Source organism: Ferrovibrio sp., from assembly GCF_036381655.1.
Classification (GTDB): domain Bacteria; phylum Pseudomonadota; class Alphaproteobacteria; order Ferrovibrionales; family Ferrovibrionaceae; genus Ferrovibrio.
Genome location: NZ_DASVCJ010000040.1, coordinates 120,481 through 133,925, shown reverse-complemented (window position 1 = coordinate 133,925; position 13,445 = coordinate 120,481). Strand labels below are relative to the sequence as shown.

Below are 13,445 nucleotides of genomic sequence, written 5' to 3'. Positions count from 1 at the left end.
GGCAATGATGGGCGAAAAACCGCCCCCGGGCTGTCCGATATGCCGCGCACCCCGCCCCCGCCCTCCGCCAGGGGGCGGGCGGCTCAGGCCGGCAATGTCAGCCAGTGCAGGCTGAACAGCTTCTGCGGATCGCACCAGAGCGCGGTCGGCTGGAAGCCGGCCTGCCGCGCCAGGCGGCGGAAGCCGTCCGGCGTGTATTTGTAGGAATTCTCGGTATGGATCGATTCGCCCTCGGCGAAGCCGTAGCGCTCGCCGCCGATCCGCACGGTTTGCGCCGCGAGGCTGACCAGATGCATCTCGATGCGCTGCAGCCGCGGCTGATAGAAGGCGTAATGCGCGAAGCGGTCGAGATCGAAATCGCCGCCGAGTTCGTCGTTGATCCGGCGCAGCAGGTTGCGGTTGAAGGCGGCGGTGACGCCGGCCGCGTCGTTATAGGCGGCATGCAGGATTTCCGGCGCCTTGACCAGATCGACGCCGATCAGCAGCCCGGCGGGCGGCGCGCCGGCCGGATTGCCGCCCTTCAGGATCTGCGCGACATGGCACAGGAAGCCGAGCGCTTCCGGCGGCGTGAAATTGCCGATGGTCGAGCCGGGAAAGAAGCCGACGCGGCGCCGGCTGCCGGCGGCGGCCGGCGGCATGCTCAGCGCTGCCGTGTAGTCGGCGGCTATCGGCATGATCGCCAGGTCCGGATAGTCGCGGGCCAGCGTCTCGGCCTGGGCGGCCAGATGCGCGCCGGAGATGTCGATGGGAAGATAGGCCCGCGGCGATTGCAGGGCATCGAGCAGCAGGCGCACCTTGCGCAGCGCGCCGGCGCCGAACTCGATCAGCTCGGCATCCGGGCCGATCGTGCCGGCGATGACCTCCGCCTGGCTTTGCAGCAGCGCCAGTTCGGTGCGGGTCGGATAATATTCCGGCAGCTCGCAGATCTGCTCGAACAGCGCCGAGCCCGCCGCATCGTAGAAGTATTTCGAGGGCAGCGTTTTCGGCTGTCCGCTCAGGCCCGCCTGCACATCGGCGGCGAAATCGGCGGCGGCAAAATCGGATTCGGGGACAGTCGGCTCGGGCTCCGCCGCCATGCGGCGACGGTGCGAAACGGCCCAGGTCATAAGCTACCTCTTTTTATTTACGCGTCGTCTGCCAGGCGGATGCCGGAGAATTGCCAGCGCGCGGCCGGCGGGAAGAAGTTGCGATAGGTCGGGCGCACATGGCCCTGCGGCGTAACGCACGAGCCGCCGCGCAGCACCATCTGGCCGACCATGAATTTGCCGTTATATTCGCCGACCGCGCCGGCCGCCGGCCGGAAGCCGGGATAGGGTTCGTAAGCCGAGCGCGTCCATTCCCAGACCTCGCCGAACATCTGCAGGCTGCCGTCGGGCGCCTGGATGGCGCGCGGATGCGGATGCCGGGGATCGAGGAAATGGCCATGGCTGCGGCATTGCCCCGAGGTCGCGGCATATTCCCATTCCGCCTCGGTCGGCAGTCGTTTTCCGGCCCAGGCGGCGAAGGCGGCCGCTTCATAGAAGGAAACATGGCAGACCGGTTCGGCCGGATCGACGGCGCGCCGGCCATGCAACGTGAAAATCTGCCAATGGCCGCGGGCATCCTGCGACCAGTAGAGCGGCGCCTGCCAGTTCTCCGCCTGCACCATCGCCCAGCCGTCCGACAGCCACAATTCCGGCCGGCGATAGCCGCCATCTTCCATGAAGGCGAGATACTCGCCGCAGGTGATCGCCCGCGTGGCGAGACGGAAAGGCCGCAGCAGCACGGGATGGCGCGGCTGTTCGTTGTCGAAGGCGAAGCCGCGGCCGTCATGGCCGATCTCGACGATGCCGCCGGGAAACGCGACGAAATCGAGCGCCGGCGCCTCTTCGCGCACGAAGCTCTTGCGCGGCAGATAGGCCGGCGCGAAGGGATGGCGCGAGAAGGCATGCTTGATATCGGTGAGCAGCAATTCCTGATGCTGCTGCTCATGCGCCAGGCCGAGCGCGAGCAGGGGCGCGAGCGTTTCGAGCGCGGCATCGTCGGCCTGGCCGATCAGCTCGGTCATCGCGGCATCGACATAGCGCCGGTATTGCGCGATCGCGCCGCCGCTGGGGCGGCTGAGCATGCCGCGCTCGGGCCGCGGCTGGCGCGCGCCGACCGCCTCGTAATAGGAATTGAACATGTAGTTGTAGTGATCGTCGAAGACGCAATAGCCGCTCTGATAGGGCTGCAGCAGGAAAGTCTCGAAGAACCAGCTGGTATGCGCGCGATGCCATTTGGTCGGGCTGGCATCGGGCATCGATTGCAAAAGCTGATCCTCCGGCGACAGCGGCTCGGCGAGTTGCTCGGTCAGCTGGCGCACGGCGTGGTAGCTGCGCAGCAGCGCCGCCCGGGTGCCGTCATCGTCGCGCTCGGCTCTGCGGCGCTGCGCCGTTTCCGCCGGATCGGCATCGTGCAGGCCAGGCGGCGGGCCGGCCACGGCGCTGGTCTGCGCCGCGGCGCGGCGGTCGGCTTCGCCGCCGCCGAGAGTATGTGCGGGGGTATCTGCGCTCACGGCATCACCACTGGCGCCGGCTCCGATCACGAGGGTCTGGTTCATCCACGGCTCTCCTTAGGTTCGGCACTCAGCGCGGATGGCAGGATAACGAAACGAGTACGAGTTCGGTTCCCGCCGGTTGGAGACAGAGCGAGACTAACCCGCGGGCTGCGACGGAAATATGGCAATGCCGCAAAAGGGCAAACGCAAACCCGCGCGCCGGCCGCCGCCGGCGGGCGGCGGCCGGTGTCTTGCCGGGTTTTCCGCCGGAGCCGCCGGCGGCCTGTCCGGCGTCGGCGGAATTGTGGCCGGCGGGATTGTGACTGCTGTCGCTGTGGCGCGTCGTCATGCTGCCATGCTGGCGGACGGCTGCTGACACCGTGTTGTCAGCAGCCAGGGACTAGGCTGCCCGGCAATGAGTGGCCGTATCTTTGTTTTTCTTTCGGGAGCCGGCGATGGCTGTATCGATTCCTCCGCCGCGGCGCCGGCCCCGCCGTCATTTGGCGCGCGGACGGGCGGCCTTGCGCCGGGGCTCCGCGGCCGGCCCGTCCTGATGCGCGACCATGTCTTCCAAAGCGGCGATTGCCGGGTCCTGCTTGGCGGCATCGATGAGCTGGGGCAGCAGACCGGGAAAACGCGCTTCCAGATCGTCCCGCCGCAGCGAGATGCGGCGATAGGTGCCCTCGATGCGGGATTGGGTGATGCCGGCCTCGCGCAGCCGGGCGAAATGGTAGCTCAGGCTGGTTTTCGACGCCCAGGGCGTCAGGGCGCCGCAGACCGATTCGCCGACCCGGTCGAGATACAGCACGATGGCCAGCCGGGTCGGGTCCGACATGGCGTCCAGCACGGCCGGCAGGCTGATCTGGTCGCGCTCGGGGTGATAGAGGGGACGGCTCATGCCTCCAATGTAAGGGCTTCGGCGGCCTGTTCCAATAATTCAAACATATTTGTACTTGACGTCGCGGCAGCTCCGCTCCAATAGTTCAAAAAGTCTTGAACTATAACATCGCCAAATCCCCCCGACGGAGTCTTTGCATGCCCTCCGCGCTCTTCTGGCTGGCCCTCGGCACCTTTGCCATCGGCACCGAATCCTTCCTGGTGGCCGGGCTGCTGCCCGCCATCGGCGCCGATCTCGGCGTCGACATCGATACCGCCGGGCATCTGATCGGCTGGTTCGCCGGCACCTACGCGGTCGCCGCGCCGGTGATGACGGCGCTGACCGGCCGCGTCGACCGGCGCGCCGTGCTTGTGCTCAGCCTTGCCGTCTTCACCTTGGCCAATGCCGCCGCGGCCGTGGCGCCGGATTTCCACAGCCTGGTCGGGCTGCGGGTCGGGATGGCGGTGTTCTCCTGCCTCTACACGCCGGCGGCGGCGGCCCTGGCCGGCAGCATGGTCGGCGCCGACAGGCGCGGCCGCGCGCTCAGCATCGTCATGGCCGGCCTGACGGTGGCGACCGCGATCGGCGTGCCCTTCGGCACCGCCATCGGCGATCTGTTCGGCTGGCGCGCCAGTTTCATCGCCGTGGCCGTGCTGGGCGGGCTCGCCCTGCTGGGCATCGCCTTCGGCCTGCCGAAAATGGCCCCGCCCGTCGTGCTGAGCCTGCGCCAGCGCCTCCTGCCGCTGCGCCAGGCCGCCGTGCGGTATGCGCTTCTGGTCACCTTGCTCTGGGTCGGCGGCGCCTATGTGCTCTATACCTATCTCGCCGCCTATTTCGTGCCGCGCGGCATCGCGGGGCTGGCTTTCGCCGCCGTGCTGGCGGTGTTCGGCTGCATGGCCTTCGCCGGCAACCTGCTGGGCGGCTGGAGCACCGACCGGATCGGCGCCTGGACGACGACGCGCAATTCCGTGCTGCTGATGCTGCCGATCTTCGCCGCCTTCAGCCTGATCCCGGCGACGCCCGGCCTGGCCGCCTGGCTGAGCGTCGGGCTGGTGGCGCTCTGGCCGCTTTGCGGCTTCTCGGCGGCGCCGGCGCGGCAGGCCCTGCTGATCGGCCTGGCGCCGCAAAGCGCGCCGGTGCTGCTCGCGCTCAACGCCTCGGCGCTGTATCTCGGCTGCGCCCTCGGCGCGGCGGTCGGCGGCGCGGTGATCGCGCAGGCCGGCAGCCAGATGCTCGGCTGGGTCGCGGCCGGCATCGAAATGCTCGCGCTGCTGGCGCTCGGGCTGGAGCGCCAGAAGAGCCGGCGGGCGGCGGCCATGGCGGCGCCGGCGGAATGAAGCCGGCAGAATAAATTGGCGGTGATTCATCCGCATGCGAAGCAGTAGTTGACGCCGTCAAGCAATCGGACGAACCTGTCGGGGTATTTCCCCATCAGGATGGCTCCGATGCCTCAGACACTGTTTTCCGGCGGTTTGGTTTTCGACGGGCGGACGGCGCCGCAGCCCGGGCTGGCCGTTCTGGTCGAGGACGGCCGCATCGCCAAGATCGCCCCGGCAGCGGAATTCGCCGGCTTCGCCGGCGCGACGGTCGATACCAGCGGCGGCACGCTGATGCCCGGCCTGATCGATTGCCATGTGCATCTGACCATGGGCGGCGAGGGCGATCCCGGCACGGCGCAATCCAAGCTCGGCCCGGCGGCGCTGACGCTCAAGACGCTGGAGCGCGCCCAGGAAACCCTGCGTGCCGGCGTCGTCGCGGTGCGCGATTGCGGCGGCAAGGATTACATCGAGCTGTCCGTGCGCGATGCGATCAAGCGCGGCGAATTTCCCGGCCCGACCATCCGCGCCTCGGGCCGCATCATCTGCATGACCGGCGGCCACGGCAACCGCACCGGCCGGATCGCCGACGGCGTCGACGAGGTGGTCAAGGCGGTGCGCGAGCAGATCCATGCCGGCGCCGATGTGATCAAGATCATGGCGACCGGCGGCGTGATGACGCCCGGCGTCGATCCCGAGGATGCGCATTACACGCGCGAGGAGATGGCGGCCGGCCTGGCCGAGGCCAGGCGCTTCCGCAAGCGCTCGGCCAGCCATGCGCAGGGCGCCGAAGGCATCCTGAACGCGGTGCTGGGCGGCGTCAGCTCGATCGAGCATGGCATCTTCATGAATGACGAATGCCTCAAGGCGATGCTGGAACGCGGCACCTTCCTGGTGCCGACCCTGGCCGCCGTGCGCAACATCGTGAACAACCGCGACAAGGGCATTCCGCCCTGGGCGGTCGAGAAGGCCGAGCGCGTCTTCGAAATCCACCGCAAGAACTTCAAGCGCTTCTACGAGGCGGGCGGCAAGGTCGCGCTGGGCACCGATGCCGGCACGCCGTTCAACCTGCATGGCGAGAATGCGCGCGAGCTGGAATACATGGTCGCCTGCGGCGTGACGCCGCTCGACGCCCTGCGCGCCGGCACCAGCCTGGCGGCCGAACTCCTCGATTTGCCGCAGCATGGCGTGCTGGCCGTGGGCGCGCGCGCCGATCTTCTGCTGGTCGATGGCAATCCGGCGGAGGATATCCTCAAGGCCGCCGACCGCAGCAACCATCGCGCCGTATTCAGCGGCGGCCTGCCGGCATCCGGCTTGCCGGTGCTGGCGGGCGGCCTGCGCGCCGCGGGGCTCGGCGCGGCCGGTCTGGCCAAGGCGGCGCTCTAGCCGGTTGGCCGGATCGCCCTAGCGCCTGACGCTCGCCTCGATCAGCCGATCGGCGGCGGCGGCGACCGAGCGCGCCGGGCCGCCGGCGCCGAAGAGCTGACCGCTGACGAAGGCGCCTTCGATCAGCAGCAGCAGGCCATCGCCGAGCAGGGCAGGATCGTCCGCGCCCAGTTGCGCCGCCATCTCGGTCAGCCGGCGGCGCAGCGCGCGCTTATGCTCGACCGCGACCTGGCGGGCCGGGTGGCCGGCGGCGGGATATTCGACCGCGGCGTTGGTCAGCCCGCAGCCGCGATAGCCGCTTGTCGCCGCCCGCTCGCCCAGTTGCGACAGATAGGCCAGCAGCCGCTGGCGCAAATCCGGCGCGCCGGGTCCGCTCCCGGTTTCCGTCAGGGCGGCATCGAAGCGGCGCCAGAATTCCGTCTCGTAATCGCGCAGATAGGCCGCCGCCAGGGCATCCTTGGAGGGGAAGCTGCGATACAGGCTGGGCTTGGTCACGCCCGCCTTGGTGACGATCTCGTCGACCCCGACGGCGCGGATGCCTTCGCGGTAGAACAGCTCGCGGGCGGTGCGGCGGATCTTGTCGGCCGCGCGCGGCCTGCCGCCGGCTGCCGCCTTCTGCTCCATCCGTTCCTCGGCTGCCTGTCCCTTGCCTGCCATCGCTTTATTGCACCGGTGCAATTTTCGAACTTGACGATGTAACCGATCGGTACGTATATGATGCAACCCGCAACGTACCGGTTAGTCACATGAACATAGCACAAAAACCGCCCCAGCACCAAGCGCTCTCTGGCCGGCGTTTCTCCGGCCGGCATTTTCTGGGCCAGAAGATCCTCGGCCAGAAATACGCCTTCGTCGTCGTCGGCGTGATCTTCCTGTCGCTGCTCTCCGCCGCCGGCCTGCGGGCGGCGCCGGGCGTTCTGATCCTGCCGCTGGAAGGCGCCTTCGGCTGGAGCCGCGAGATCATCTCGGCGGCGGCGGCGATCGGCATTTTCCTTTATGGCCTGATGGGGCCGTTTGCCGCCGCGCTGATGCAGAGCTTCGGCATCAAGCGCACACTGGTGCTGGCGCTGCTTCTGATGTCGGCCTCGACGGCGCTGAGCAGCTTCATGAGCGCGCCCTGGCAGCTCATCGCCACCTGGGGCGTGCTGTCGGGCATCGGCTCGGGCTGCGTCGCCATCGTGCTCGGCGCCACCGTGGTCAACCGCTGGTTCGTTTCCCATCGCGGCCTCGTCATGGGGATTCTCACCGCCAGCACGGCGACCGGCACGCTGATCTTCCTGCCCGGCCTGGCCGCCCTGGCCGAAGCCGGCGGCTGGCGCTGGGTGGTGCTGGCGGTCTCGGCCTGCACGGCATTGATGGTGCCGCTGGTGCTGCTCTTCCTGCCCGAGCGGCCGGGCGATATCGGCCTGGTTCCCTTCGGCGCCGATCCGGCCAGTCCGCCGGCGCAGGCGGCGGCGCAGAATCCGCTCAATCTCGCCTTCGGCGCGCTGCGCCGCGCCAGCGCCAAGCGCGATTTCTGGTTCCTGTTCGCCACCTTCTGGATCTGCGGCTTCACGACCAATGGCCTGGTCGGCACGCATCTGATCTCGTTCTGCGGCGATCAGGGCATCGCCGAAGTGCAGGCCGCCGGCCTGCTGGCGCTGATGGGCATCTTCGATCTGGTCGGCACCACCGGCTCGGGCTGGCTGACCGACCGCTTCGATCCGCGCAAGCTGCTGTTCATGTATTACGGGCTGCGCGGCCTGTCGCTGATCTATCTGCCCTATTCGGATTTCTCGCTCTATTCGCTGTCGATCTTCGCCGCCTTCTACGGGCTCGACTGGATCGCCACCGTGCCGCCGACGGTGCGGCTGTCGGTGGAGGCCTTCGGCGAGCGCGACGGCCCGGTCGTATTCGGCTGGATCGCCGCCGGGCACCAGCTCGGCGCCGCCTCGGCCGCCTATTTCGCCGGCTTCCTGCGTACCGAGCAGGGCAATTATTTCGATGCCTTCATCATCGCCGGCGTAACCGGCGTGGTGGCCGCGCTGATCGCCCTGGCGATCCGCGGCGCCAAGGGCCGCATGGCGATGGCGGCGGGATGATGCCGGATCGTCAGGCCGGCGGCCTGATGCCGCTGGCCGCCAGCGAAGCGGCGATGTCCCGCATCGAGCGGAACAGTGTCAGCGGATCGTCCTTGGACGGCAGGAAGCCGCGTCGGCCCCAAAAGCCGGCGGCTTTTGCATCCAGCGCCTTGACCACCAGGGCACGCCCGCCGATCAGGTGAGCGGCGGTCACCGACCGGATCAGGGCATGGCGCAAAAGCCCGGTGCCGACGCCTCGGCCGGCCCAGGTCCGATCGGTCGCCAGTTGTCCGAGCAAAAGACAGGGGACGGGATCGGGCGGCTGCCCGGTGCGGATTGCGCGTGGCAAACGGGCCGGCAGGACGGCCGTCGGGGCGAGGCCGTAATAGCCTACGACACGCTTGTTGTCGTGGACCACGATGACGGCGGTGAAGCCCTTCTCCTGGTTCGACAATGCTCTGGTCTTGAGCCAGGTGTCCAGCGCCGGCTTGCCGCAGGAAAACGGCGCAACGTCATGCTCCGCACTCAGCGGCTCCGGCGACGAGAGTGTCAAGCGCTAGCCTTTTTTCCGGGCCGTCTTGCGCGGTGCCTCCCAGGGTGCCTGGCGCTTGAAGACGTCGACCATGGCGGGAACGGCGCGGCCCGGCGCGGCTATCGCGCGGCTGAAGGCGGCAAAGCCTTCGGGGTTCATGCGCAGCAGGGTGTTTTCCATGATGACCTGCTCGGCCTCGCGCACAGCGGCGTCGCGCAGGAAATCGGTGCGCGAGCGGCCGCGCAGGCCGGCTGCGCGATCGATCAGCGCCACATCGGGTTCGGGCAGCCGCATCGAGATCGGATATTCCTTTTTTTTCAGCATCGCCGCCACGTCCTCCCTTCGTCCCGGATGGTACCGCCCTGTAGTGCGTTTTGCAATACAAGGGCAGGCTTTCGCCGTGGTGGTTCTGGCGCGGAACAGGCGGATTGTCGGCGCTGTGTCACACCGCCCTGGTCGCCTTCAGCGCGGCGATCAGCTCGCCCGGGCTCGTCACCGGCAGGCCGCAGGTCGGGCCGACGCAAACGTAAGCGGTCGGCGCGCCGTTCACCTGGGTCTTGCCGTTCGCCGGATGCGTCTCGGGCAGGGCCGCATCGGGCGGCGTGACGGCGACGATGCGGTTGGGCAGCGAGACCTTGTAGGCGGCGCTGACCAGCGCCTCGGTATTCGCCTCGCCGCGCTGGCCGATGATCGCGATCTGCACGGCGTTGTTGAACAGGTCGAAGCCGTTCAGATAGGCGCCCATCGGGAAGAAGTTGCGCGCCACCTCGCTGGCGAAGGCATCGAGCAGGTTCTGCGCCCGCTCGCGCCAGACCACTTCGCCGGTGAGATACCACAGCCGCGCGAAGACGCCGACCAGCGTGCCGTTGCCGGCGGGGGTGGCATTGTCGGCCGCGCTGCGCGTGCGCGCCACCAGGCTTTCGGCCTCCTTCGCGGTGAAGAAATAGCCGCCGTTGACCGTATCGGCGTAATCGCTTTCCAGCACCTCGCCCCAGCGTCCGGCCTGCGCGAGATAATCCGGCTGGCCGGTGGCTTCGAACAGCGCCAGCGCCGCACGCATCATGTTGGCGTAGTCGTCCAGCAGGCCGGGGAAGACGAGCTGATCGTCGCGCCAGCTATGGCCGAGCTTGTCGCCGACCGTCATCGTCGCGGTGACGAAGCCATAGGCGCGTTCGGCCGCCTGCAGCCAGTCGGGCCGCTCGTATTGCATGGCGAGGTCGGCCAGCGCCGCGATCATCAGTCCGTTCCAGTCGGCCAGCACCTTGTCGTCCCAGCCCGGCTTGATGCGCGTCTCGCGCGCCGCGAACAGTTTCTCGCGCGCCGCCGCCAGCCTCGCCTCGGTCGCCTCGTCGCGCAGTTCCGGCGCGAGCGAGCGCCGCAGGATCGTCTTGTGCTCCCAGTTGCCGGCATCGGTCACGTCGTAGGCGGCGCAGAACAGCGCGGCCTCCTCCGGGCCGAGCAGGGCTTCGATCTCCGGCTTGCGCCAGACATAGAACTTGCCTTCCTCGCCTTCGGAATCGGCATCCTGCGTCGCCGCGAAACCGCCGCCCGCCGCGCCGTCCTTTTGCGCCACCATCTCGCGCAGCACCCAGCCGACGGTCTCGAAGATGCGCTGGCGCAGCAGCGGATTGTCGAGCTCGGCGTCGATCAGCGCCATATGCGAGAGCAGCTGCGCATTGTCGTAGAGCATCTTCTCGAAATGCGGCGCCAGCCATTCCGCGTCGGTGGAATAGCGCGCGAAGCCGCCGCCGAGATGATCGTAGATGCCGCCCTGCGCCATACGGGTGATCGTGTTGATCACCGCTTCGGCATAGTCGGTCCTGCCGGTGCGCAGATAGCTGCGCCAGAGCAGGTCGAACAGGCCGACCTGCGGGAATTTCGGCGCGCCGCCGATGCCGCCATGCTCGGGATCGACATGGGTCAGCAGCTGCGCCGCCACCTGATCGAGCACATCGTTGCTGAGCGCGAGGCGGTCGCGCGATTGCGGCTTGGCCAGGTTGCGCAGGCCGCCGACCAGCATCTTCACGTTCTGCGCGATGGCGGCGCGGTTCTGATGATAGGCCTCGGAGACTTTCCGCAGCACCTCGACGAAGCCGGGCCGGCCATAGCGCGGCTCGGATGGAAAATACGTGCCGCCCCAGAAAGGCTCGCCCTTGGGCGTGAGAAACATGGTCAGCGGCCAGCCGCCCTGCTCGCCGAGCAGATGCAGCGCGTTCATGTAGATGGCGTCGATATCGGGCCGTTCCTCGCGGTCGACCTTGATGTTGACGAACAGCTCGTTCATCACCGCCGCGATTTCGGGATTCTCGAAACTTTCATGCGCCATGACATGGCACCAGTGACAGGCGGCATAGCCGACCGAGAGCAGGATCGGCTTGTCCAGCGCCTGCGCCGCGGCGAGCGCCTCGGGACCCCAGACCTGCCAATGCACCGGATTGTCGCGATGCTGGCGCAGATAGGGCGAGGCGGCCCGATCCAGGTTGTTCCGGACCAGACGCTCACGGGCCGGAGTTGCGCGATTGTTTCCTGACAAGGAGTCTGCGGCCATGCTAGGTATTTGTCCTGCCGTCGATTTCGGGCGTTTCACCCCATCTATGGTGCAGCCATGAAAATAACAGTCAATGTCGATTGCACGCCAGAAGAAGCCCGCGCCTTTCTCGGCCTGCCGGATGTCCAGCCGCTGCAATCGGCGGTGATGCAGCAGATGCAGGACCGCGTGATGTCGTCGCTCAACGCCATGGACCCGGAAACCCTGCTCAAGACCTGGGCGCCGCTGGGCCTGCAGAACCTGGAGCAGATCCAGAAATTCTTCTTCAGCCAGTTTCCCGGCGCGGGCGGCGCGTCAGATAAGAAGAAGTGACGGTATTCGAATAGGTTCCAGTGAAAGCAGCCCGCCCATGACAGCCTTGCCCGGCGATCCCAAGCCGTTCTACCGCGCCCATATCTTCGTCTGCACCAACGAGCGCCCGGAGAACCATCCGCGCGGCTCCTGCGCCCGCAAGGGTTCGGAAAAGCTGCGCAATTACATGAAGGCCCGCGCCAAGGAACTCGGCCTCGACCTCGCCGACGGCGTGCGGGTCAACAATGCCGGCTGCCTGGAGCGCTGCGAACTGGGCCCGACCGTCGTGATCTATCCCGACGGCATCTGGTACCGCGCCGAGACCTTCGCCGATATCGACGAAATCCTGGAGGTGCATGTGAAGAATGGCGGCCGGGTCGCCCGCCTGATGCTGCAACCCGAAGACGGCCCTGATCATTCCGCGAAGAAGAAGTGACGGCCAGCCTCTCCATTTCCCTGCCTCGTCATGCCCGGGCCAAGCCCGAGCATCCGGCCCGGCCGTCCGCGCAAGGGGGAGGACGAATGACCGAAGGTGCGCTCGGGCTTTGGCGATGACTCCGCAGACCATCTACGCGCTGTCTTCCGCGCCGGGCCGGGCCGGCGTGGCGGTGATCCGCCTCAGCGGCCCGCAGGCCGCCGATGCCGTGCTGGCGCTGACCGGCCGCGATCTGCCCAAGCCGCGCACCGCCAGCCTGCGCCGCCTCAGGGACGCGGACGGCGTGCTGATCGACGAGGCGCTGGTGCTGTGGTTCGAGAAGCCGCACAGCTTCACCGGCGAGGATGTCGCCGAACTGCATGTGCATGGCGGCCGCGCCGTGCTGGCGGCCTTGTTCGACGCCCTGGCGAAGCTGCCCGGCCTGCGCCTGGCCGAGCCCGGCGAGTTCAGCCGCCGCGCCTTCGAGCATGGCCGCTTCGATCTGACGCAGGCCGAGGCGCTGGGCGATCTAATCAATGCCGAGACCGAAGCGCAGCGCCGCCAGGCCCTGCAGCAGATGCAGGGCGCCCTGGGCAATCTCTACGAGGGCTGGCGCAACCGCCTGACGCATGCGCTGGCGCATCTCGAGGCCGAGATCGATTTCCCCGACGAGGATCTGCCCGAAGGCGTGGCGGCCGAGGTGAAGCCGCAGATCGCCCGGCTGCGCGAGGAGATCGCCGGACATCTGGCCGACAACCGCCGCGGCGAGATTCTGCGCGAGGGCCTGATGGTGGCGATCCTCGGCGCGCCGAATGTCGGCAAGTCGTCGTTGCTGAACGCCCTGGCGCGGCGCGATGTGGCGATCGTCTCGGAGATTCCCGGCACGACGCGCGACGTGATCGAGGCGCATCTCGATCTCGGCGGCTATCCCGTCGTGCTGGCCGATACCGCCGGGCTGCGCGCCAAGGACGAGACCGCCGCCGACCGCATCGAGCGCGAAGGCATCCACCGCGCCCTGAAGCGCGCCGAGGGTGCCGATCTGAAACTCGTCGTGCTGGATGCCGCACGGCTGCGCGAGACGCTGGCCGAGGAGACGGCGGCCCTGATCGACGAGAATGCCATCGTCGTCGTCAACAAGGTGGATGCGGCGCCCGACCTGCCGCCGGATCTGGCCTTTGCCGGCCGCGCGCCGATCAGGCTGTCCGTGAAGACCGGCGCCGGCATGACCGACCTGCTCGCGGCCTTGCAGGAAGCGGTGACGGCGCGGCTTGGCGGCGGCGCCGGCGCGAGCCTGACGCGCGAGCGCCATCGCCTGGCGCTGCAGGATTGCGTCGCTTCGCTCGACCGCTTTCTGGCCGATACCTCCGCGGCGGAACTCGCCGCCGAGGATGTGCGGCTGGCGGCGCGCGCGCTCGGCCGCATCACCGGCCGCATCGAGGTGGAGGATCTGCTCGATGTGATCTTCCGCGATTTCTGCATCGGGAAGTGACGAGGCGGCACCG

Annotated in this window: 13 protein-coding genes; 6 read left to right on the top strand and 7 right to left on the bottom strand. The window is 68.2% G+C overall.

The window, feature by feature from the left end:
- Positions 1 to 83 precede the first annotated feature (83 nt).
- The 3 genes from egtD to VF194_RS08560 all read right to left on the bottom strand — a co-directional run bounded on the left by egtD (position 84) and on the right by VF194_RS08560 (position 3,416).
- Entirely contained in the window at positions 84 to 1,106 is a 1,023-nt protein-coding gene (gene egtD, locus VF194_RS08570; RefSeq protein ID WP_330889996.1) for an L-histidine N(alpha)-methyltransferase, read from the bottom strand.
- A 17-nt stretch (positions 1,107 to 1,123) separates the two neighbouring features.
- Positions 1,124 to 2,581 (bottom strand): ergothioneine biosynthesis protein EgtB, encoded by a 1,458-nt coding sequence (gene egtB / locus VF194_RS08565; protein ID WP_330889994.1) that lies wholly within the window; start codon positions 2,579 to 2,581, stop codon positions 1,124 to 1,126.
- 433 nt (positions 2,582 to 3,014) lie between these two features.
- Positions 3,015 to 3,416 (bottom strand): helix-turn-helix transcriptional regulator, encoded by a 402-nt coding sequence (locus tag VF194_RS08560; RefSeq protein WP_330889992.1) that lies wholly within the window; start codon positions 3,414 to 3,416, stop codon positions 3,015 to 3,017.
- 137 nt (positions 3,417 to 3,553) lie between these two features.
- Here VF194_RS08560 and VF194_RS08555 point away from each other — a divergent pair, with 137 nt between their 5' ends.
- Together VF194_RS08555 and VF194_RS08550 are read left to right on the top strand one after the other, a co-directional pair.
- Entirely contained in the window at positions 3,554 to 4,732 is a 1,179-nt protein-coding gene (locus VF194_RS08555; protein WP_330889990.1) for an MFS transporter, read from the top strand.
- Between the two features lie 108 nt (positions 4,733 to 4,840).
- Complete coding sequence (locus VF194_RS08550) at positions 4,841 to 6,097, top strand: amidohydrolase family protein (RefSeq protein ID WP_330889989.1); 1,257 nt, start codon at positions 4,841 to 4,843, stop codon at positions 6,095 to 6,097.
- Between the two features lie 18 nt (positions 6,098 to 6,115).
- Here the strand turns inward: VF194_RS08550 and VF194_RS08545 are convergent, their stop codons facing one another.
- Complete coding sequence (locus tag VF194_RS08545; protein WP_330889987.1) at positions 6,116 to 6,754, bottom strand: helix-turn-helix domain-containing protein; 639 nt, start codon at positions 6,752 to 6,754, stop codon at positions 6,116 to 6,118.
- A gap of 89 nt (positions 6,755 to 6,843) precedes the next feature.
- Between VF194_RS08545 and VF194_RS08540 the strand changes: the two genes are divergently transcribed.
- Positions 6,844 to 8,178 carry an MFS transporter gene (locus VF194_RS08540; protein ID WP_330889985.1) on the top strand — a complete coding sequence of 445 codons (1,335 nt, stop codon included), beginning with the start codon at positions 6,844 to 6,846 and terminating at the stop codon, positions 8,176 to 8,178.
- Positions 8,179 to 8,188: 10 nt separating this feature from the next.
- Here the strand turns inward: VF194_RS08540 and VF194_RS08535 are convergent, their stop codons facing one another.
- The 3 genes from VF194_RS08535 to VF194_RS08525 form a co-directional block, all read right to left on the bottom strand.
- Positions 8,189 to 8,710, bottom strand: a complete 522-nt coding sequence (locus VF194_RS08535; RefSeq protein ID WP_330889983.1) for a GNAT family N-acetyltransferase — start codon at positions 8,708 to 8,710, stop codon at positions 8,189 to 8,191.
- Positions 8,711 to 8,713: 3 nt separating this feature from the next.
- Complete coding sequence (locus tag VF194_RS08530) at positions 8,714 to 9,013, bottom strand: DUF1778 domain-containing protein (RefSeq protein ID WP_414656083.1); 300 nt, start codon at positions 9,011 to 9,013, stop codon at positions 8,714 to 8,716.
- Between the two features lie 118 nt (positions 9,014 to 9,131).
- Positions 9,132 to 11,237, bottom strand: coding sequence for a thioredoxin domain-containing protein (locus VF194_RS08525; RefSeq protein ID WP_330889980.1), 2,106 nt, complete (start codon positions 11,235 to 11,237; stop codon positions 9,132 to 9,134).
- A 57-nt stretch (positions 11,238 to 11,294) separates the two neighbouring features.
- Between VF194_RS08525 and VF194_RS08520 the strand changes: the two genes are divergently transcribed.
- The 3 genes from VF194_RS08520 (at position 11,295) to mnmE (ending at position 13,432) form a co-directional block, all read left to right on the top strand.
- A complete protein-coding gene (locus VF194_RS08520) occupies positions 11,295 to 11,549 on the top strand; it encodes a DUF6489 family protein (protein WP_330889978.1) in 255 nt (84 codons plus the stop codon).
- Between the two features lie 37 nt (positions 11,550 to 11,586).
- Positions 11,587 to 11,964, top strand: a complete 378-nt coding sequence (locus VF194_RS08515; RefSeq protein WP_330889976.1) for a (2Fe-2S) ferredoxin domain-containing protein — start codon at positions 11,587 to 11,589, stop codon at positions 11,962 to 11,964.
- A 115-nt stretch (positions 11,965 to 12,079) separates the two neighbouring features.
- Complete coding sequence (mnmE, locus tag VF194_RS08510) at positions 12,080 to 13,432, top strand: tRNA uridine-5-carboxymethylaminomethyl(34) synthesis GTPase MnmE (protein ID WP_330889974.1); 1,353 nt, start codon at positions 12,080 to 12,082, stop codon at positions 13,430 to 13,432.
- Positions 13,433 to 13,445 lie beyond the last annotated feature (13 nt).